The 18,490-nt window shown below is 67.0% G+C and carries 18 protein-coding genes; 9 read left to right on the top strand and 9 right to left on the bottom strand.

Annotated features, from left to right (window positions below):
• The first annotated feature begins 16 nt into the window (after window positions 1-16).
• The 5 genes from ACFW6D_RS01115 to ACFW6D_RS01095 all read left to right on the top strand — a co-directional run bounded on the left by ACFW6D_RS01115 (window position 17) and on the right by ACFW6D_RS01095 (window position 5,972).
• Window positions 17-1,036 carry a carbohydrate kinase family protein gene (locus ACFW6D_RS01115; protein ID WP_379323494.1) on the top strand — a complete coding sequence of 340 codons (1,020 nt, stop codon included), beginning with the start codon at window positions 17-19 and terminating at the stop codon, window positions 1,034-1,036.
• The gene (locus tag ACFW6D_RS01110) at window positions 1,033-3,357 is read left to right on the top strand and encodes a glycoside hydrolase family 65 protein (RefSeq protein ID WP_379323492.1); all 2,325 of its coding nucleotides are present in this window, start codon (window positions 1,033-1,035) and stop codon (window positions 3,355-3,357) included. Before ACFW6D_RS01115 ends, ACFW6D_RS01110 begins: the two co-directional genes overlap by 4 nt.
• Window positions 3,354-4,085, top strand: a complete 732-nt coding sequence (locus ACFW6D_RS01105) for an HAD family hydrolase (protein ID WP_379323490.1) — start codon at window positions 3,354-3,356, stop codon at window positions 4,083-4,085. Before ACFW6D_RS01110 ends, ACFW6D_RS01105 begins: the two co-directional genes overlap by 4 nt.
• A 167-nt stretch (window positions 4,086-4,252) precedes the next feature.
• Window positions 4,253-5,323, top strand: coding sequence for a metallophosphoesterase (locus ACFW6D_RS01100; RefSeq protein ID WP_379323488.1), 1,071 nt, complete (start codon window positions 4,253-4,255; stop codon window positions 5,321-5,323).
• Between the two features lie 31 nt (window positions 5,324-5,354).
• Window positions 5,355-5,972, top strand: a complete 618-nt coding sequence (locus tag ACFW6D_RS01095; RefSeq protein ID WP_379323486.1) for a class I SAM-dependent methyltransferase — start codon at window positions 5,355-5,357, stop codon at window positions 5,970-5,972.
• A 9-nt stretch (window positions 5,973-5,981) separates the two neighbouring features.
• On the opposite strand, the gene ACFW6D_RS01090 is transcribed toward ACFW6D_RS01095, so the two are convergent.
• The 5 genes from ACFW6D_RS01090 to ACFW6D_RS01070 all read right to left on the bottom strand — a co-directional run bounded on the left by ACFW6D_RS01090 (window position 5,982) and on the right by ACFW6D_RS01070 (window position 10,288).
• Entirely contained in the window at window positions 5,982-6,455 is a 474-nt protein-coding gene (locus tag ACFW6D_RS01090) for a hypothetical protein (RefSeq protein ID WP_379323484.1), read from the bottom strand.
• Between the two features lie 222 nt (window positions 6,456-6,677).
• Complete coding sequence (locus ACFW6D_RS01085) at window positions 6,678-6,980, bottom strand: EthD family reductase (RefSeq protein ID WP_379323482.1); 303 nt, start codon at window positions 6,978-6,980, stop codon at window positions 6,678-6,680.
• A 183-nt stretch (window positions 6,981-7,163) separates the two neighbouring features.
• A complete protein-coding gene (locus ACFW6D_RS01080) occupies window positions 7,164-8,102 on the bottom strand; it encodes a sigma-70 family RNA polymerase sigma factor (RefSeq protein WP_379323480.1) in 939 nt (312 codons plus the stop codon).
• Between the two features lie 10 nt (window positions 8,103-8,112).
• Window positions 8,113-9,297 (bottom strand): NAD(P)/FAD-dependent oxidoreductase, encoded by a 1,185-nt coding sequence (locus ACFW6D_RS01075; protein ID WP_379323478.1) that lies wholly within the window; start codon window positions 9,295-9,297, stop codon window positions 8,113-8,115.
• A 145-nt stretch (window positions 9,298-9,442) separates the two neighbouring features.
• Window positions 9,443-10,288, bottom strand: coding sequence for an alpha/beta fold hydrolase (locus ACFW6D_RS01070; RefSeq protein ID WP_379323476.1), 846 nt, complete (start codon window positions 10,286-10,288; stop codon window positions 9,443-9,445).
• A 57-nt stretch (window positions 10,289-10,345) separates the two neighbouring features.
• Between ACFW6D_RS01070 and ACFW6D_RS01065 the strand changes: the two genes are divergently transcribed.
• Window positions 10,346-10,951, top strand: coding sequence for a TetR/AcrR family transcriptional regulator (locus ACFW6D_RS01065; RefSeq protein ID WP_379323474.1), 606 nt, complete (start codon window positions 10,346-10,348; stop codon window positions 10,949-10,951).
• Between the two features lie 64 nt (window positions 10,952-11,015).
• Here ACFW6D_RS01065 and ACFW6D_RS01060 read toward each other — a convergent pair whose 3' ends face one another.
• Window positions 11,016-11,423: a hypothetical protein gene (locus tag ACFW6D_RS01060; protein WP_379323472.1), complete on the bottom strand. Its 408-nt coding sequence runs from the start codon at window positions 11,421-11,423 to the stop codon at window positions 11,016-11,018.
• Window positions 11,424-11,462: 39 nt separating this feature from the next.
• Window positions 11,463-12,275: an alpha/beta fold hydrolase gene (locus ACFW6D_RS01055; protein ID WP_379323470.1), complete on the bottom strand. Its 813-nt coding sequence runs from the start codon at window positions 12,273-12,275 to the stop codon at window positions 11,463-11,465.
• Window positions 12,276-12,529: 254 nt separating this feature from the next.
• Between ACFW6D_RS01055 and ACFW6D_RS01050 the strand changes: the two genes are divergently transcribed.
• A complete protein-coding gene (locus tag ACFW6D_RS01050) occupies window positions 12,530-13,255 on the top strand; it encodes a helix-turn-helix domain-containing protein (protein ID WP_379323468.1) in 726 nt (241 codons plus the stop codon).
• Window positions 13,256-13,499: 244 nt separating this feature from the next.
• On the opposite strand, the gene ACFW6D_RS01045 is transcribed toward ACFW6D_RS01050, so the two are convergent.
• A complete protein-coding gene (locus tag ACFW6D_RS01045) occupies window positions 13,500-14,453 on the bottom strand; it encodes an endonuclease/exonuclease/phosphatase family protein (RefSeq protein WP_379323466.1) in 954 nt (317 codons plus the stop codon).
• A gap of 255 nt (window positions 14,454-14,708) precedes the next feature.
• On the opposite strand from ACFW6D_RS01045, the gene ACFW6D_RS01040 reads away from it, so the two are divergent.
• Both ACFW6D_RS01040 and ACFW6D_RS01035 read left to right on the top strand, forming a co-directional pair.
• The gene (locus ACFW6D_RS01040; protein WP_379323464.1) at window positions 14,709-16,070 is read left to right on the top strand and encodes a M20/M25/M40 family metallo-hydrolase; all 1,362 of its coding nucleotides are present in this window, start codon (window positions 14,709-14,711) and stop codon (window positions 16,068-16,070) included.
• Between the two features lie 10 nt (window positions 16,071-16,080).
• Window positions 16,081-16,608 (top strand): YbhB/YbcL family Raf kinase inhibitor-like protein, encoded by a 528-nt coding sequence (locus ACFW6D_RS01035; RefSeq protein WP_379323462.1) that lies wholly within the window; start codon window positions 16,081-16,083, stop codon window positions 16,606-16,608.
• A 51-nt stretch (window positions 16,609-16,659) separates the two neighbouring features.
• Here ACFW6D_RS01035 and ACFW6D_RS01030 read toward each other — a convergent pair whose 3' ends face one another.
• The gene (locus tag ACFW6D_RS01030) at window positions 16,660-18,483 is read right to left on the bottom strand and encodes an AMP-dependent synthetase/ligase (protein WP_379323460.1); all 1,824 of its coding nucleotides are present in this window, start codon (window positions 18,481-18,483) and stop codon (window positions 16,660-16,662) included.
• Window positions 18,484-18,490 lie beyond the last annotated feature (7 nt).

Below are 18,490 nucleotides of genomic sequence, written 5' to 3'. Positions count from 1 at the left end.
ATACCGGAGCTCCGCCATGTCTTCTTCCGTGCCCTCTGCTGCCCGTTCCGGCCGAAAGATCGCTGTTCTCGGCCCGATTCCGCTCGACCACGTCGTCACCCATCGCGGCGAGGTCATCGACAAATACGGCTGCGCGCTCTACACCGTCGCCGCCCTTGCCTCGCTGCTCGGCCCCGATGATGTGGTCCGCCCGATCGTGCATGTGCGCGAACGCGATCTGGGTCCGATCACCGAGCAGCTGTCGCGGTTCGACAATGTCGACCTCACCGGGATCCGTTCGGCCAGCGACCGCGGCGACGTGGTGGAGCTGCGGTTCCGTGACCAGAATTTCCGTGACGAACGCCAAACTGGTTTCATGCACCCGATCTCGCCCGCCGATGTCGAATTCGCTTTGGACTCCGATGCTTTCGTGTGCGTGCCGATCACCGACTACGAGGTGGCCCAGCCGACGCTGGCCTACCTTCGTGCCAACAGCGACGGCCTCATCCTGCTCGACTGTCACGGCCCCACCGTCGCGCTCACCGCCGCAGGACACCGGGTGAGCAGGCTCTGGATCGACCGCGACGCCTGGCTGCCCACGATCGACATCATGAAGATGAATCTCGAAGAGGCGGGCCGGGCCTGGTTCCCGCCGCCGGGCGGTGACCCCGACGAATTCGGGAAACCGCTGCCCAAAGAACAGTTGCCGGAGTTCGCCCTGCACTGCCTGCGCCGTGGGGTGAAGGCGGTGTGTGTCACCCTCGACGAGGAAGGCTGCGCGATGTATTTTCTCGGCCCCGACGGTGAGCTGCGGGAGGAGATCGTGCCCCGGATCCACGTCGAGAACGTCATCGACACCACCGGCTGCGGTGACTCGTTCGCCTCCGGTATGGCCTACGGTTACCTGGCCTCCGGTGATTTCGTCACCGCCGCCCGCTACGGCAATGCGATGGGGGCGCAACGATGTTCGGGCAAGGACCTGGCGGTGTACCGGTCGCTGGCCGAGACCAACCAGCAGTTGCGTGAGGCATACGGCGCCGAGGCGGTGGGGCAGTGAACGCACCCACCCGCAACGCCACGACCTGGACCGTCGTCGAGGACGGCTGGAATCCGCAGCGCGCCAACTACTTCGAGACGATCTTCACCGTCGGCAACGGGCGTCTCGGGACTCGGGGCTCGCTCGAGGAACGTCATACCGGGGCGTTGCCCGGCACGTTCATCGCCGGGGTGTACGACGCCTACGACTCGCCGGTGATCGACCTGGTGAACGCGCCGGACTGGCTCGACAGCGAGGTCTTCGTCGACGGTGTGCGGTTGGACACCGAGTCGGCGAGGGTGGTCGAGCACCGTCGTGAACTGGATCTGCGATGCGGAGTTCTGCACCGCGACACCGTGTTCGAGCTGCCGGACGGGTCGCGGGCCAGGTTGCGCACGTCCCGGTTCGCGAGCACCGCCGACCGTGATCTGTGCTGTCTGCGGATCGAGGTGACCTGCCTGGATCGAGCGGGTGCGGTAACGGTGCGCACCGGTGTCGACGCGAATCGGCGCAATCTCGAACGCCTGCCGACCTATCGCGAACAGACCGCCTTCGGCTACGAACGCAAATGGGACAAGTGGGCCAAGTCCACCCATCTGTCCTCGGCCGGTGCTGGGTTCGAGGGCGAGGTCGGTGTCATCGCCAGCCGCACCATCGACAGCGGGATCGACCTCGCCTACGCCTTCACCAGCACGGCCGAGGGCGGGCGGCGCCAACAGCGTTCCCGGCACGACGCGATCGAGGTCGAGTGGCAATTCGACTGCGGCGCAGGCGAATCGGTGCGGGCCGACAAACTCGTCGGGATCGCGACCAGCCGCGACTACCGGGCCGTGGACCCGCCGCGGGAGCGAGCCGTGGAGACGGTGGCGCGCGCCGGGAGCTTCGACGCCGCGGCCGAGGCGAACCGGGCGGCATGGGATCGGGTGTGGGTCGACGCCAACTGCGAAGTGGTCGGCAACGACCGAGTGACCCAGGCGCTGCGGTTCGCGATCTATCACCTGCTCATCGCCGCCGACCCCGACGACCCGACGGTGAGCATCGGCGCGAAATCGCTGTCCGGCGAAGGGTATCGGGGCCATGTCTTCTGGGACACCGAGGTGATGTTGCTGCCGTTCTTCCTGTTCACCCAGCCGCGTGCGGCCCGAGCCCTGCTCGGCTACCGCCACCACACGCTGCCCGGTGCGCGGGAAGTGGCCGCCGACAACGGCACCGGTGGTGCGCGCTTCGCGTGGGAATCGGCTGACACCGGGCGGGAGGAATGCCCGCAGTACACCCCTGACGGCAAGGATCGTTTCTACACCCGCGAGGAAGAACTGCACGTCACCGCCGATGTGGCCTATGCGATCATGCGCTACGCCTCGGTCACCGGCGACGACGATTACCTGTTCGGCGAGGGCGCGGAGATCCTGTTCGAGGGTGCCCGATTCTGGGTGCAGCGGTGCGTGCCGGACGGGGACTCGCTCGCCATCCGGATGGTGATGGGGCCCGACGAATTCCATTCTCACGTCGACAACAACGCCTTCACCAACAAGCTTGTGCATTGGCATCTGCTGCAGGCCGCAGCGGTGTACGACCGGATGGCGACCGAACGACCCGAACAACTACGCGCCCTGATGGATTCGATCGGGCTCGATCCCGATGAACCGGGCCAATGGCGCGCCGCCGCCGACCGCTTGCAGGCCCCCACCGATCCCAACTGCGGTGTCATCGAACAATTCGACGGCTATTTCGAGCGCACCGACGTACCCATCATCGAATGGGACGACAACGACATGCCGCGCTACCCCGAGGGCTACAACCATTTCAACTGCGAAACCACCTCGCTGCTCAAACAACCCGACGTGGTGATGCTGCTGCACCTGCTGCCCGACGAATACTCCCTGGTCACCCGGCGGGAGAACTACGAGTTCTATGAGCAGCGGACCCTGCACAAGTCGTCGCTGAGCCCGTCGATCCACGCGATCGTCGGACTGCAGGTGGGTGACTCCCGCACGGCCGAACGGTATTTCGGGCGGTCGGCGTTCGTCGACCTCGATGACAACCAGGGCAATACCGAAGAGGGCATTCACATCGCCTCAGCGGCGGGCACCTGGCAGGTCGCCACGCACGGGTTCGGTGGTTTCCGGGCCTCGGCTGACGGGTTGCATTTCGCACCCGCGCTGCCGGAGTCGTGGCAGCGGTTGCGGTTCTCGGTGCACTGGCGTGGGCGCACAGTTCGGGCCGATCTCGGACACCGTGACGCGCGATTCGAGCTGGTCGGGGACGGGCCGAGCGAGCAGATCACCGTGTGGGACCGCCCGATGACCCTCCAACCCGGGATCCCCGTCGAGGTCGCGGCGTGACCCACGTCTTGGATTCGCAGGCAGTGCTTTTCGACCTCGACGGCGTGCTCACCGACACCGCCGCGGTGCACCGGCGGGCCTGGTCGGCGCTGTTCACCGAGTTCCTGCCGTCGGTGGTTCCCGATGCCGCGCCGTATACCGATGCCGACTACTTCGCCTTGGTCGACGGCAAGGCGCGGGCGGCGGGTGTGCGGTCGGTGCTGGCCTCGCGCGGGGTTCACGTGCCGGACGGGGCAGCCGACGACCCGCCCGACGCGCAGACCGTGCACGGGCTGGGGAACCGCAAGAACGTCCGGTTCACCGACATCATCCGGGGTGACGGGGTCGAGGTGTTCGACGGGTCACTGCGGGTGGTCGACGCGCTCGGGGGCGCCGGGATCCCGATGGCGGTGGTGTCGAGTTCACGCAATGCGGTGCTGGTGCTCGAGACCGCCGGGTTGCTGGACAGGTTCGCGGTGGTCGTCGATGGTGTCACCGCCGAGCGTGAACACCTGGCGGGCAAACCTGCGCCCGACATGTTCCTCACGGCCGCAAGGTCTTTGGGCGTGGATCCGGCGCGGACAGTGGTGATCGAGGACGCGGTGTCAGGGGTCGAGGCGGGTAATCGCGGTGGGTTCTGGGTGGTCGGGGTGGACCGGGGGACCGGGGTGGCGGCGTTGGTGGAGGCCGGTGCGGACGAGGTGGTGACCGACCTTGCCGACCTTCTGGCAGGTGGCAATTCCGGGTAGGGTGCCACGCAACTGAACAATCGACCAAGTTCGTTGGGTGTTCATGTTCGCGACATCGGCTGACGCTAGGTTCGGATCGCATGATTCGACCCGGTCGTCTGGTCTAAGCTGCGGCGTCGCGATCATGCCTCGAGCAGGCCGGTTGAGCCCCTACCCGGAAGGTGACCATGCACGAACAGTTCTCGAACGGAATCGGCCGTCGTGAAGTTCTGGCCGGCGCCGCAGGCGTGGTCGCCGGACTGTCACTGGTAGGGCTCACTCCTGCGGCGGCCGTACCCGCCGAGGTGCCCAAGTTCGCCCCGAAGGCAGGTCGTCACGTTCGAGTCCTGATCACCGGCGACGCGGGCACCGGCACCCGACCCCAATGGGCCGTCGCCGACGCCGCACGCGAATACCATGCGCGCCAACCCTTTACCCTCGCCGTCGGCCTCGGCGACAACATCTACGACAGCGGCCCCAGCGGACCCGACGACGAACAGTTCGCCACCAAATTCGAGAACCCCAACGCGGGCCTGGACTTTCCGTGGGCCATGGTGCTGGGAAATCACGACACCTCCGGGGTGTTCCCCGGCGACGGCGGCTGGCTCGCGCGCGGCAACCACGAGGTCGAATACCACGCGAAGTCCGCGCGCTGGTGGATGCCGAGCCGCTACTACTCGGTGCGGGTGCCCGAACAGAACCCCGTCGTGGAGTTCTTCGTCCTCGACCTCAACCCGCTCGCCGCCTACATTCCGCCGCTGCTCGACCCCTACTGGGCCGTCGACGGCCCGTACATGAACGAACAGCGTGCCTGGCTCGACCGCGCGCTGGCCGAATCGACCGCGCAGTGGAAGATCGCCTGCACCCACCACCCCTACCTGAGCAACGGACCACACGGCGACGCGGGCAACTACGAGGGCCTGCCGATCGAGCCGATCAACGGCGTACACGCCAAACGGTTCTTCGAAGACCATGTGCTGGGCAAGGTGTCGTTCGTGCTCTCGGGCCACGACCACACCCTGCAGGTGCTCGAACCGACCCCGGCCACCTTGGGCACCCGGCAGATCGTCTCGGGTGCGGCGGGCAAAACCGCAGGCGGCCACCCGCGCACCGGCCCCCATCAGGCACTGTTCGAAACACAACACGAACTGGGGTTCATGGTCATGGACCTCGCCGCGAACTCGGCGAACCTTCGCATACTCACCGTCGACCCCGCCTCGGGTGCGAGCACCCAGGTTTTCGACCGCCGAATCGGCTGATCCGGGCTCCCGGCGGGAGGATGATCGAACGATGGGCTTCTACACCGACCGGATCCTGCCGCACATCGTCGACAAAGTCTGCGGCGTCACCCAGAACGCGCCACTCCGCGAACGAGCCTGCGCCGGTCTGCATGGGACGGTCGTCGAAGTCGGCTTCGGGTCGGGCAACAACATCGGCTTCTACCCCGCCGCCGTCGACCGGGTCAGCGGAGTCGAACCGGCCGACGGCGCATGGAAGATCGCATCCAAACGTGTTGTGGCAAGCGCGATCCCGATCGACCGCGCCGGCCTGGACGGCCAGTCACTGCCCTTCCTCGACGCCACTTTCGACACCGCCCTGTCCACGTTCACCCTCTGCACCATCCCCGACGTCGCAGCGGCGCTCGCCGAAATCCGCCGAGTCCTCCGCCCCGGCGGCACCCTCCACTTCGTCGAACACGGCCTCGCACCGGACGAATCGGTGCGAACCTGGCAACACCGACTCGACCCTATCCAGCAGAAGGTCGCCGGCGGCTGCCACCTCAACCGTGACATCGCGGGCCTGATCACCGACGCGGGCTTCGAGATCACCGAACTCGACCGCTTCTACCAGCCAGGTGGACCGAAAGCGTTGGCGGCGTTGTCACTTGGGGTTGCCAGGATTCGCTGAGGGCTCTGGCTATCGAGCGCCGTCGACCGCTTGCTGAATTCCCTCACGCGGGACGCCGCTGGGCTCGCGGTGCACGATCCATCCCGCAGTTGATTTCGTGGAAGCGAGAAGCAAGACGATCAGCGACGGAAGGGCCATGACGAGCGGCAAGGGGTGTTCTGAGTCGATAGCGATGACGGCGAGGTGGATGATTCCGGCGACGGAACTGCCGATGACGAGCGCGCGTCCCAGCGATTTGCGAACGAACAACAGAATCGATCCCGTCGACGAGACGATTGCTTCGACCCCGGCGGCGAAAGCTGCCTGTTGGAGCTCTCGGACCAGCATGCTGGATCGCATTCCGGCGTCCTCTGCGATGTACATGGCAGCACCTTCCGCAGCGCTTCGGGCGATAAGCGCCCAGTAGATTCCTACAGCTAACGCGAGTGTCGCTGCGACTATCCCGGTGCTGCGGCCCATCGCGTGCATCAGCCGAGTGGCCATCGCGTTCCTCCCCTGTTCTTCGAGCATGGCGCCTACCGAGTGGCCACAGATCCGGCTTGATCGGAACGCATGCGGGAACTACCGCCTGTGTCTTTCACAACCACGCCAATGTACTTACATGCCGCCGACCCGGGCGGTGCGCGATCGAGCAGTCTTCCAGCCGGTGAACTCGATCCGGGAAATTGGTTTCGCGGCAAGGGCGTACCTGCAGAATGGACCCGCTCAGCAGGCGCCGTTCTGCACCGGAAAATGGATGACGACCGCGCCACCGGTGGCGTAGTTGGCGACATCAGCTGTCGCCTGCAGGCCCTGCGGAGACGCCCTCGCCGCGGTCATTGCCGCAACGTCAGCGAACTCGGCCTCGAAGACCGCGAAGTACGGCGACTGTCCCTGCGTCGCTGCCACCTCGAAGCTGTAGCGCCACGCGAGCAGGCCGGGCATGCGCATGACCAGCGGGAGGTGGTTGCGCACGTAGTAGTCGCGGAAGTGGTCGGGATCGGGATACAGGACCATCAGCTTGTGCACAACAATCTCCGTTCAGCGGCGAGCGACCACAACACGACGGAGTGCGCGATCAACGCGAGGTGGACAGTAGATCAGACTTCACACCAAGATCAAGTGGATTGCGGCGACCGCCGACGAACGCACTGATCTGCCGAGTCGGGTTGGTCGCAGTAGGCGCAACCTCGCCCACAAGACCGCGCCGCGCTACCAGGATTCGATCAGCGGGGCATCGTGCTCGCTGCGGTGCCAGTGTTCGGCGAAGCGGATGAGGCGGTGGGGTGCGGCGATGCTGTGAGTTTCCGCGATCTTGTCGTCGCGGATCTCCAGGATCGCCACGCCGAGGACGCGGTCCTCGACTGTGAACACGATGGCTGGGCAGCCGTTGACAACGGCGGCGTGGATCGAGGGGGCGCCGCCGGCGAGTCGGCGTTTGGCCGGTGTCGGGGTGAAACCTGCCTGTACCGCGCGGGCGAGGCGTCGCGGGTTCGAGTAGCGGATCAGCTTTGCGGACAGGCCGCCGAAACCGTCGGAGATGCCGGTCGCGTCGTCGGTCAGGAGGGCGATCAGGCGTTCGGTGCGGCCTGAGGAGGCGGCGTCGACGAAGGCCTCGACGATGCGGCGGGCTGACCGTTGGTCGGTGCCGGTGTTGTTGCGGGCGACTGTGATTCGTGTGCGGGCGCGGTGGAGGTGTTGCTGGCTCGCGGAGACGGTGAGGTCGAGGATGTCGGCTATTTCGGCGTGGCGGTAGGCGAAGGCCTCGTGTAGCACGTAGACGGCGCGTTCGACCGGTGACAGTCGTTCCATCATTGCGAGTACGGCCAGGGTCACCGATTCGCGCTGTTCGACGGTGTCGGCGGGGCCCAGCATCGGGTCGCCGTCGAGCAGCGGTTCGGGCATCCAGGTGCCGACGGCGCGTTCGTGGCGTGCTTTCGCCGAGCGGAGTCGGTCGAGCGCGAGGTTGGTGACGATCTTGGTGAGCCAGGCCTCTGGCACCTCGACGTAGGACCGGTCGGCGGACTGCCACCGCAAAAACGCGTCCTGCACCGTGTCCTCGGCGTCGGCGGCCGAGCCGAGCAGGCGGTAGGCGATCGAGGCCAGCCTGTCGCGGCTGGCCTCGAAATGCGCCACGGTGGCGGTGTCCATGAGCACGACTCTAGGCGGGGACTGCGTCGTGATCTCGGGTAGTGGCCGCGCGGTATCGGCGACTGGGCAGTCCGAAGGTCGGATGGCTCAGGCTCCAGGGGTTGGCCCCGAGGACCGCTGCTTTCACGCGCGCGGCCGCCCGACCGCGCAAGGCCCACGACTTCGATCGCGCGTCACCGCCGACCACCTGGAAGAGCCCGTCCTTGCGGCCCAGGCTGATGTGGTTGCCGACGTAGGGCAGCGATTTCGTCGAGATCTTGCGTCCGGTCAGGTCCCCGACGATCGTGGCGGTGGCCTGCATACCGGTGAACCCGGCGGACGCGCACGACATCGGCAACGGCTGTCCGTTGTCGCCGATGACGAAAGCGCTGTCACCGGCGACGTAGACGTCGGGGTGCGAAACCGAACGCATCCGACGGTCGACGGTGATCTGACCGTTGGACTCCACCGTGAGACCGCTGGCCGCGGCGATCGGATGGGCGGCGAAACCGGCGGCCCACACCGTCGCGTCGGCAGCGAACGTGGCGCCGTCCGCGGATACCGCGCCTCCGGCTTCGACCCGCTCGATGGCGGTGTTCTGGTGGACTGTGACGCCGAGTCGGGCGAAGGCCTCGAGCAGGTGACGGCGAGCCGTGGTGCCCAGCCAGCCGCCGAGTTCGCCGCGGGTGGTCAGGCTGACGCTCAGTTCCGGATGGGACTCGGCGATCTCGGTGGCGGCCTCGATCGCGGTCAGGTTGCCGCCGACGACCAGCACCTTCCCGCCCTCGCCGAGAGCGTTGAGGTGGGCGCGCAGTCGCAATGCGGCCGGGCGCGACGCCACGTGGAAACCGTGTTCGTCGACGCCGGGGACATCGTGGTCGTTCGCGGTGCTGCCGAGTGTGTAGAGCAGTGTGTCGTAGTCGAGCCGGTCGATGGTGTGCCCGTCGGTGATCGTGACGGTCTTCTGCTCGACGTCGACGCCGGTCACCCGCGCTACGTGAAGCCGGATGCCGGTGCCCGCGAACATCTCCGCCAACGGCAGATGCCGCAGATCCTGACCGGCGGCGAGCTGATGATTGCGCAACCGCTCGGCGAAATCGGGTTCGGCGTTGACGACGGAGATCTCGAAGTCGTCGGAATGGAGTCGGCGGGCCATGGCCCCGGCGGAGAATGCTCCGGCGTATCCGGCCCCGAGGACGACGATGCGGTGCTTCATGATTCGCTCCTGTCTGGTTCGCGTGCACCCTGAACGAGACAGCCCACGATTTCCTGACAGGTTCGCTAAGTGATGTGAGTCACGTTCCATGGAGCCTCGGGCGGGGCTACGGTGCGCCGGTCGCCCGGCGTGGAAAGTGTCGCAGTCAGCGGTTGGCGGTTGTGGTGGTGAGGAATTCGGTAATGGCGGTGATTACCGCAGTGGGCTGGTCGAGCATCGACAGGACGTAGGCGTTGTCGATTTCGACCAGGCGGGCGCGGGGGATGAGCGCGGCCAGTCGGCGGCCGTGGTCGCGCGGCATGACTTTGCCCGCCGAGGACCAGAGGATGAGAGCTTCGCCGGGGAAATGTTGGAGGGCTTCGGTATTGGTGACGAGGCCGCGTTTGTCAAAACCGGAGCGGGTGTAGGCGAGTAGGTCGGCGCGGATGCGGGGGTCGCGGAGGCCGGGTTCGGTCCAGGCGTGGACGAGGGTGTCGGGGAGGGGTGTTTTCGCCATCCAGCCGAACATCAAGGGGGAGCGGCGGAGCCAGCCGATGCGCATTTGGCGTAGGGCCAAGGTGATGCCGCCTGGAAGGGCTGAGGCGAGGGTGGCGGTTTTGCCGGGCAGGCCCGGTGGGAAGTTGTCGAAGGCTTCGCTGGGGAAGATGATCAGGCGGGCGACGCGCTGGTCGAGGCCGTAGGCGGTGAGGAACAGGGCGCCGCCCCAGTCGGAGTGGACGAGGGTGACGTCGTGCAGGTCAAGGGCGGTGAGGAAGTCGGCGACGAGGTGGTTGAGGCCGCGCAGGCTCAGGTCGGTGCCGGGGTTCATCGGTTCGGGGTGGGCGCCGAGTGGGAGGTCGGGCAGGACGTAGTGGAAGCCGGTGGGGAGGTCGTCGATGATCGCGTCCCAGACCGTGTGGTTCATCAGCAGGCCGTGGAGCAGGACCACAGGGAGACCCTCACCGCGTTCGCGGTAGTGAATACGGCCCGCCGCGAGATCGACGGTCGGCATGACATCCTCCGTTCGACTAGAGCGTTCACTCTAGTGCGTTTGCTCTAGTCTGGTGGAGTGAGCGAGCAGATGTCAACGACTACCCGCGACCGGCTGGTGACCGCGGTCGCCGAGCTGATGCGGGTGCACGGGTACAGCGCGATCACCGTCAAACAGATCACCGCCGCCGCCGGGGCGCCGATGGGGTCGCTGTACCACCACTTCCCGCAGGGCAAGGTGCAGATCGCCGCCGAGGCGTTGCGCAGCACGGGGGCTGTCTACATCCAGTTGCTGCCGCTGCTGATGGATCCACACGAGGATCTGCGGGTGGCCGTGCCCGCCGCGTTCGATGACGCCGCGCGCACGCTCGAGGAATCCGGGTGGATGAACATGTGCCCGGTGGGCACCGTCGCGGGGGAGGTTGCCGACAGCGAACCGGCCTTGCGGGAGGTCGCCGCCGAGGTGATGCGGGACTGGATCGACCGGGGCGCAACGTATTTCGGCAATCGCGGAGTGGAGGAATCTGCGGCGCGTGAGCTGATTCTGGCGATGTTGTCCGCGCTGGAAGGGGCGTTCATCCTTGGCCGCACATTGCGTTCGGCCGAGCCGTTGCGTGCGGCCGGTCGGGTGATGGCGGCGCGGGTGGAAAATGTGCTGGCCGAGGGCGCTGCCGTCGATCGTTGATACACCACAGTGGCCGTGTCACGGGCCCTGTGACACGGCTGTGGTTGTGCGGGTAGATCTTTCATCACGCGGCGGCGAGCGCTCCGGTGATCTTGCGGGTCATGTCGGCCATCGTCGGGTTCGGCTGTGTCTGGAAGAGCTGGGCGGTGTCGACGGCGACGGTGATGGTGTTGCGGAAGTTCTCGGCTTCGACCGGGTCGTGCTTGCCGAGCAGGCACATCGCCGCCGTGAGAGCGGGCAGCACCTGATCGGCGAGTTCGGCGACGGACGAACCGCTCAGGGCGATGCGTCCGGACTTCTCGGCCAGGACATGGCCGACCAAGCCGGTCGCCGACGACAGCGCGATGCTGCCGGATGTGGCGATCTTGTGCGGCTTACTGGTGGACGCGCCGGCCGCGGCGAGGAGCGAGACGGCGCCGTACGCGGCGGTCCGCAGGGTGGCCTTTTCCTGGGCGGTGAGGGTGACAGACATGATCGTGATCTCCTTGAGTGTTGGGGTGAGGGAAGGGATTCAGTTGGTTGCCGACGAAGTCGCTTCGACCTCGCGGACGGCGTCGGCGATGGCGCGGAAGTCCTTGCGCAGGATCGCGCCGTGGTTGCTGGCAACCTTCGCGCTGATGCGGATGTTCGGGTTGGTGGCGAGGACGGCGTCCAGGCCGGCGCGGATCTTTTCCTGCTCGTCGCCCTTGCTGCCGAACGAGGTCCCCGACGCGACCACGTAGCGCACCGGGACGGTGATGGCGTTGAGCACCGGGCTCAGCTGGTTCACGCCCGAGAGCTTGCCGAGTTCGATGTTGCTGTCGGCCTGCTGCTGGGCGGTCAGGCGGGGCGCGAGGCCGGTCGGTCGGGCCAGCGGCAGTACCCAGCTCAAGCGCTTGAACAGCTTGCGGATTCGCAGCTCCATGGCCTCGTCGAGCCAGTCGTAGGGGAAGGCGCCGTCGACGAGGACCGCGCCGATGGCCGCGTCGGGGTTGCGGCTGGTCCAATGCGCGCCGAGATAGGCGCCGTAGGACCAGCCGACCACGATCGGCTTCTCGGTGATGCCCCTGGCGGCGAGGATCGCGTCGATGTCGCGCACGCAGGTGTCGAAGGAGTAGTCGGCCGACTTCTTGGACTTGCCGCGGGCCCGCTCGTCGAAGGTGATGTGGCGGTAGCCGGGGCCGAGGTCGGCGATGACCCGGCGCCAGTAGCCCTGGGTGGCGAACTGGCCGTTGAGGTAGATCACCGGGGTTCCGGTGCCGCCGGTGTCGGTGACGGCCAGTTCGGTGTCGTCGATCGCGACCTTGCCGGTCCAGGGGGCGGTGGTGGTGTTCGAGGAAGTCATTGCCGTGTCCTTGCGTTGCGGTGTTCAGTATTTACTGATGTCTAAAACATAGATTGCGTTCACTACTCTGTCAACACTTTGATGCGATTAAAAGTCAAGGTAGAGCACCACATTTGGTTACCGTTGCAATGATTATGAGAGTGAATGCAACGCTGGATTGCGTTGCGTATTGCAATGAAATGAGAGTGAATGCATACTGGTCGTGGTCCGGTGACGAGCTCCGTACCGGTCGACGAGAGAGGTGACCAGCAGCGATGCCAGGAGGCAGACTCACCGACGCGGACCGCGAGCACATCGCCGCGGGGCTGGCAGCAGGACTCGGCTACGCCGAGATCGGGCGGAAGCTGGGCCGACCCGCCTCGACCGTGATGCGCGAGGTCACCCGCAACGGCGGCCCCGACGACTACCGGGCCGAGCGCGCACAGGAAGCCACGCAGCAGCGCGCGCGCAGACACAAGCAGTCCGAGCCCTCGGCGCCGCCGCTCGCCGACGGCAGTTACGGACGCGACCCCCAGGCCGTCGCCGACTTCGCCGAGTCGTTCACCGCCCTGCTCATCGAACAGGGCCTACCGCGCATGGAAGCCAGAGTGCTGGCCTGCCTGCAGATCACCGACGTGGGCGCGCTCACGGCCGCCGAACTGGTCGAACGATTGCGTGTGAGCCCCGCGTCGATCTCGAACGCGGTCGCCTTCCTCGAACAGCAGGGCATGCTGCGCCGCGAAATGGTGCCCGGCGCGCGGCGCGAACGCTACGTCATCGACGACGACATCTGGCTGCGCAATCTCGTCGCGTCGGTGCAGATGCAGAACGCACTGGCCGCCATCACCCAGCGCGGCGTCGAGGTACTCGGCGCCGATACGCCCGCGGGCGCGCGCTTCGAACTGTCCGGCGAATTCGTGGAAATCGTGGGTGCGGCGCTGCGGCAGGCGATGGAGCAATGGCAACAGCGACTGGCCGAACGCGCCATGGAACACAGTTGATCAGGGTCCGGCGCGAACCCGCACGATACTGCCCGCCGACGTGCACGACTGCCATGGCCGAAGCGGGTTGAGTCGTGACACGGGCGGAAACGTCTACCGGCGCCGTTGAACTGGCCGTGCCGGGTAGTGGGGACGGTCGGCGCGTCAGGCCGAGGATCCGCGACGCCATCGCGGACGAAGACCGCGTGCCCTCACGATCGTGCGAGGGTGCGGCGAAACATGGCTTGCTACAGGCTGATTCGACCTAGCGCGTCCGAGTGAGGACGATGCGGGCGATCAGTGCTCGATGGTCGGCGCCGGGGAGATCGACGGTTTCGACGGTGGTGGCGTGGGCGTCGGCGAGGAGGAAATGGTCGATGCCGACCAGCGGGGGGATTGGCTTGTCGGTGGGGTAGGTGACGAGGTGGCCTGCACCAGCTTGGGCTGCGGCGTCGGCGAAACGGCCGGTGGTCATGGTGCGGAAGCGGGCGTGGTCGTAGGTGGCGTTGAAGTCGCCGCCGACGATGGTGGGGCGGTTGGGGGAGCGGCGCAGGATTTCGTCGAGGCGGGCGAGCTCGTCGGCCCAGACTCCGGTGTCGTAGACGGGCGGGACGGGGTGGAAGGCGTAGATCGAGACCGGGCCCACCTCGGGGACGGTGGCGGTGGCCGAGATCTGGTTGAGGACGTAGCCGTCGTATTCGACGGTGTCGGACAAGGGGAATCGGCTCCAGATGCCGGTGCCGCTGGCCGTTTGACCGGGGGCGAGATAGCGGTGGGGGAGGAGCTGGTCGAGGCCGGCGCGGGCGAGGTCGTCGACGGCGGGGCGGGTGAGTTCGTTGACGGTGAGGATCGCGATGTCGCGGTTGCGCACCTGATCGACGAGTGCGGCGGAATCGGCGCCGTCGAAGAGCAGGTTGGCTTGCATCGCCATGATCGGATGACCGTCGCCGCCGGGCTCCGCGAAATACAGCGGCGCCTGGGTCGCGATCCCCGCGCCCACCACGACCACCGCCACACCGGTCGCGATCCACTGCCTGGTGGCCGCGAAACCGACGGCACCGATTACCGCACCACCCATCAGATAGGGCGCCCCCGACGCTGCCAACACGAGCGGTTCCAGCGGCCACCGCAGGAAATGCAACGCGACCCCGCCAGCTCCGACCGAGGTCGCCGCCCAGGCCAGCACACGGACACCGACTCGGACTACCTGCGCTCGCATCCAGCCAGCCAAGCACGCGGCGGGGCCGTACGCGAATTCGATTGCGCCTCCCGGCATTGCCCGCACGTGAGATCGGCGAACTCTGGCCCGCAACGCCGATGCCGCGCTCGCTGGCATCCTGGTGCCGGGCGCGCAGTCGCACACGTGGATCCGGAGTTCTGCTCACGGTGAGTCTGTGGCGGCGAGCAGCGGCACGAGGGCGGACGGACCGGGAGGTGGCGCGGTGGGTGTGGGAATGGTGGTAGGAAAGGGGGCGTGTCGGCATCTGGCGAGAATTCTGGTTCCAACGGGCGGTCCCGCGCGGAAGACGAGGTGGTGGAGCTGGTCAGCAAGCTGATCCAGTTCGACACCTCCAATACCGGCGAGCTGTCCACCACCAAAGGTGAGCGGGAGTGCGCCGAGTGGGTGGCGCGGCAACTGCACGAGGTCGGCTACGAGACCGAATACGTCGAGTCGGGTGCGCCGGGACGCGGGAATGTGTTCGCGCGGTTGAAGGGCGCGGACTCGAGTCGCGGTGCGCTGATGATCCACGGACACCTCGACGTGGTGCCCGCCGAGGCCGCCGACTGGAGCGTGCACCCGTTCTCAGGTGCGGTGCAGGACGGGTACGTGTGGGGTCGCGGCGCGATCGACATGAAGGACATGGTCGGGATGAGCCTGGCCCTGGCCCGCCAGTTCAAAGCCGAAGGGACCGTGCCGCCGCGGGATCTGGTGTTCGCGTTCCTCGCCGACGAGGAGAACGGCGGCAAATGGGGCTCCCATTGGCTGGTGGAGCACCGGCCCGACCTGTTCGACGGCGTCACCGAGGCGGTCGGTGAGGTCGGCGGGTTCTCGCTGACCGTGCCGCGCCCCGACGGCACCGAACGCAGGCTCTACCTGGTGGAGACCGCGGAGAAGGGTCTTGGCTGGATGCGGTTGCGCGCCAAGGCCCGCGCCGGACACGGGTCGTTCCTGCACGAGGACAACGCCGTCACCATCCTCGCCGAGGCCGTCGCGCGTCTGGGCCGCCACACCTTCCCGGTGGTGCTGTCGGATTCGGTGGCCGAATTCCTCGCCGCGGTGAGCGAGGAGAGTGGGCTGGCGTTCGACCCGCACGGCCCCGATATCGAAGGCCAGCTCGCCAAGCTGGGCACCATCTCCCGCATCATCGGCGCCACCCTGCGCGACACCGCGAATCCGACGATGCTGCAGGCCGGCTACAAGGCCAATGTCATCCCGCAGACCGCCGAAGCGGTGGTCGACTGCCGGGTGGTCCCCGGGCGACAGGCCGCGTTCGAACGCGAGGTCGACGAGCTGATCGGCCCCGACGTGGAGCGGGAATGGATCACCAAACTCGACTCCTACGAAACCACCTTCGACGGCCACCTCGTCGACGCGATGAACGACGCGGTCCTGGCCCATGACGCCAACGGGCGCACCGTGCCCTACATGCTCTCCGGCGGCACCGACGCGAAAGCGTTCGCGCGGTTGGGGATTCGCTGCTTCGGCTTCGCACCACTGCAGTTGCCGCCGGAGCTGGACTTCACCGCCCTGTTCCACGGGGTGGACGAGCGGGTGCCGGTGTCGTCACTGGAATTCGGCACCCGGGTCCTGGAACATTTCCTTCTGCACAGCTGAAAGGTATTGCATGACCTACAACCCGTATGACGCGCTGCCGCAGGTGCCGTCGTTCACCGTCACCTCCACCGACATCACCGATGGTCAGCCGTTGGCCAATGATCAGGTGTCGGGGGTGTTCGGGTCCGGCGGCAAGGACATCTCGCCGCAGCTGAGCTGGTCCGGATTCCCCGAGGGCACACAGAGTTTCGCGGTGACCGTGTACGACCCGGATGCGCCGACCGCTTCTGGGTTCTGGCACTGGGCCGTGGCCAACATTCCGGCGTCGGTCACCTCGCTCGATACCGGTGCGGGCAGCGAAGGTGGGACTTTGCCCGCCGGTGCGGTGAGCTTGCGCAACGACGGCGGTTTCCCCGGCTTCGTCGGCGCGTCACCGCCGAAAGGCCATGGCCCCCACCGGTATTTCGTGGTCGTGCACGCGGTCGACGTCCCCGAACTCGAGGTCGGACCGGACGCGGGGCCCGCCTACCTGGGGTTCAACCTGTTCTTCCACACCCTGGCCAGGGCCACCCTGATCGGCACCTACGAACAGCACTGAGACACAACAGCGGCGGCCCTGAAACTTCCAGGGCCGCCGCTGTTTTCACTGCTACTTCACGTTGACGACATGCTCCGGCGGAGTCGCCGCGTAGAGCTGCTCGATGGTCTCGGCGTACTTGTTCGCGATCGGGGTGCGCTTGAGCGACATCTTCGGGGTCAGCTCGTCACCGCCCGGCTCCCACAGGTTGTCCACGATCACGAAACGCTTGATCTGCTCCACCCGCGACAGTTTGCGGTTGCCCGCGAGCACCGCCTCCCTGACCTCGTCGACGATCTCGGCGCGCCGGGCCAGTTCCGCGTGGGTGGCGTCGGTGGCGTCGAAGTCCTTGGCGCGCAACGCCGCAACGTCGGGATCGAGCATGATCAGGGCGGTGATGTAGGCGCGAGCCTCACCGATCGCGACCGCCTGGCCGATCATCGACGAGGCCGCCTTCATCGCGTTCTCGATATTGGAGGGGGCGATGTTCTTGCCCGTCTCGCTGATGATCAGTTCCTTCTTGCGGTCCACGATGCGCAGGTAGCCGTCGGCGTCGAGGGTGCCGATGTCGCCGGTGTGCAGCCAGCCGTCGCCGTCGATCGCCTCGGCGGTCTTGTCGGGCATATTGCGGTAGCCGGGGGTGATGATCGGGCCGCGCAGCAGCACTTCACCGTCGGCGTCCAGGCGCAGCTCGCACCCGTCCATCACGCGACCGACCGAGCCGGGGCGCGGCTTGTCGATCTCGGTATAGGTGCCCACACCCGCGGTTTCCGACATGCCCCACACCTCGGTGACGGCGAAGCCGAGGCCGAGGAAGTATTCGAGGGTCTCCGGCGGCACCGGCGCGGCACCGGACGCGGCGACTTTCAGCTCGTCGAACCCGAGCGCCGCGCGCAGCTTCGACAACACCAGCGCGTCCGCGATCTTGTGCTGCAGGCCGAGCAGCAGCGAACTCTCCCCGGCCAGCTTCGCCCGCGCCTGCGCGACACCGACCCCGATTGCCCAATTGGCCAGCACCTTCTTGACCGGGCTCGGCTCGACGGCGAGCTTGTTCTCGATGCCGGTCTTGATCTTCTGCCACACCCGCGGCACCCCGAAGAACACCGTCGGACGGGCATCGGGCAGGGCCGCGGCGATCTCGCGCGGATCGGGGACGGTGGTGATCTGGATGCCGGTGAGCAGGCTCATCGCGTGCGCGGAGATGCGGTCGGCGACATGCGCGGCGGGCAGATACGACACCGCACGGTCGTCGAAACCGACCGGCAGCGGGCCCGAGCACAGACCGGCGACCTGGGCGATCACATTGCTCTGGGTGAGCTCGACACCCTTGGACGGGCCGGTGGTGCCGGAGGTGTAGATCAACGTGGCCAGGTCACCGGGCTGCACCGCCTGCCAGGCCGCGTCGAAATCGAAATCCGGTGCGGGATCGGCTTCCAGCTCGGCCAGGGTGATGGTGCCCTCGGCGGTGCCGTCGACGATGACGGTGTGCTCGACCCCGGTGCCTGCGGCGCGGATCGTGTCGAGGAACGCCTGCTCGGTGACGACCACGTTGTTGCCCGCGTTGGCGAACACGTGCGCGATCTGGTCGGTGGAGCTGGTGTTGTACACCGAGAACGGGGTGGCGCCCAGGTGCAGGGCGGCGGTGTCGATCAGGTTGAACTCGGGTCGGTTGGTGAGCATGATGCCGACCGCGTCGCCGTGGCGCACACCCAGTTTCGCCAATCCGGCCGCCAGCGCTTTCACCCGGGTCGCGTACTCGGACCAGGTGATCTCCTGGGTGCCACCGACCGTGCGCAAGGCGATCTGGTCGGGCCGCAAAGCGGCAGTCTGCTGGAAGGCGGCGGGCACGGTGTGCACCGTGACCCCGGAGGCGTGCGCGAAACCGATGTCTGTCATATTCCTG

The organism is Nocardia sp. NPDC058705 (assembly GCF_042749305.1).
Lineage (GTDB): Bacteria > Actinomycetota > Actinomycetes > Mycobacteriales > Mycobacteriaceae > Nocardia.
This window is presented reverse-complemented; position numbering and strand designations above follow the sequence as displayed.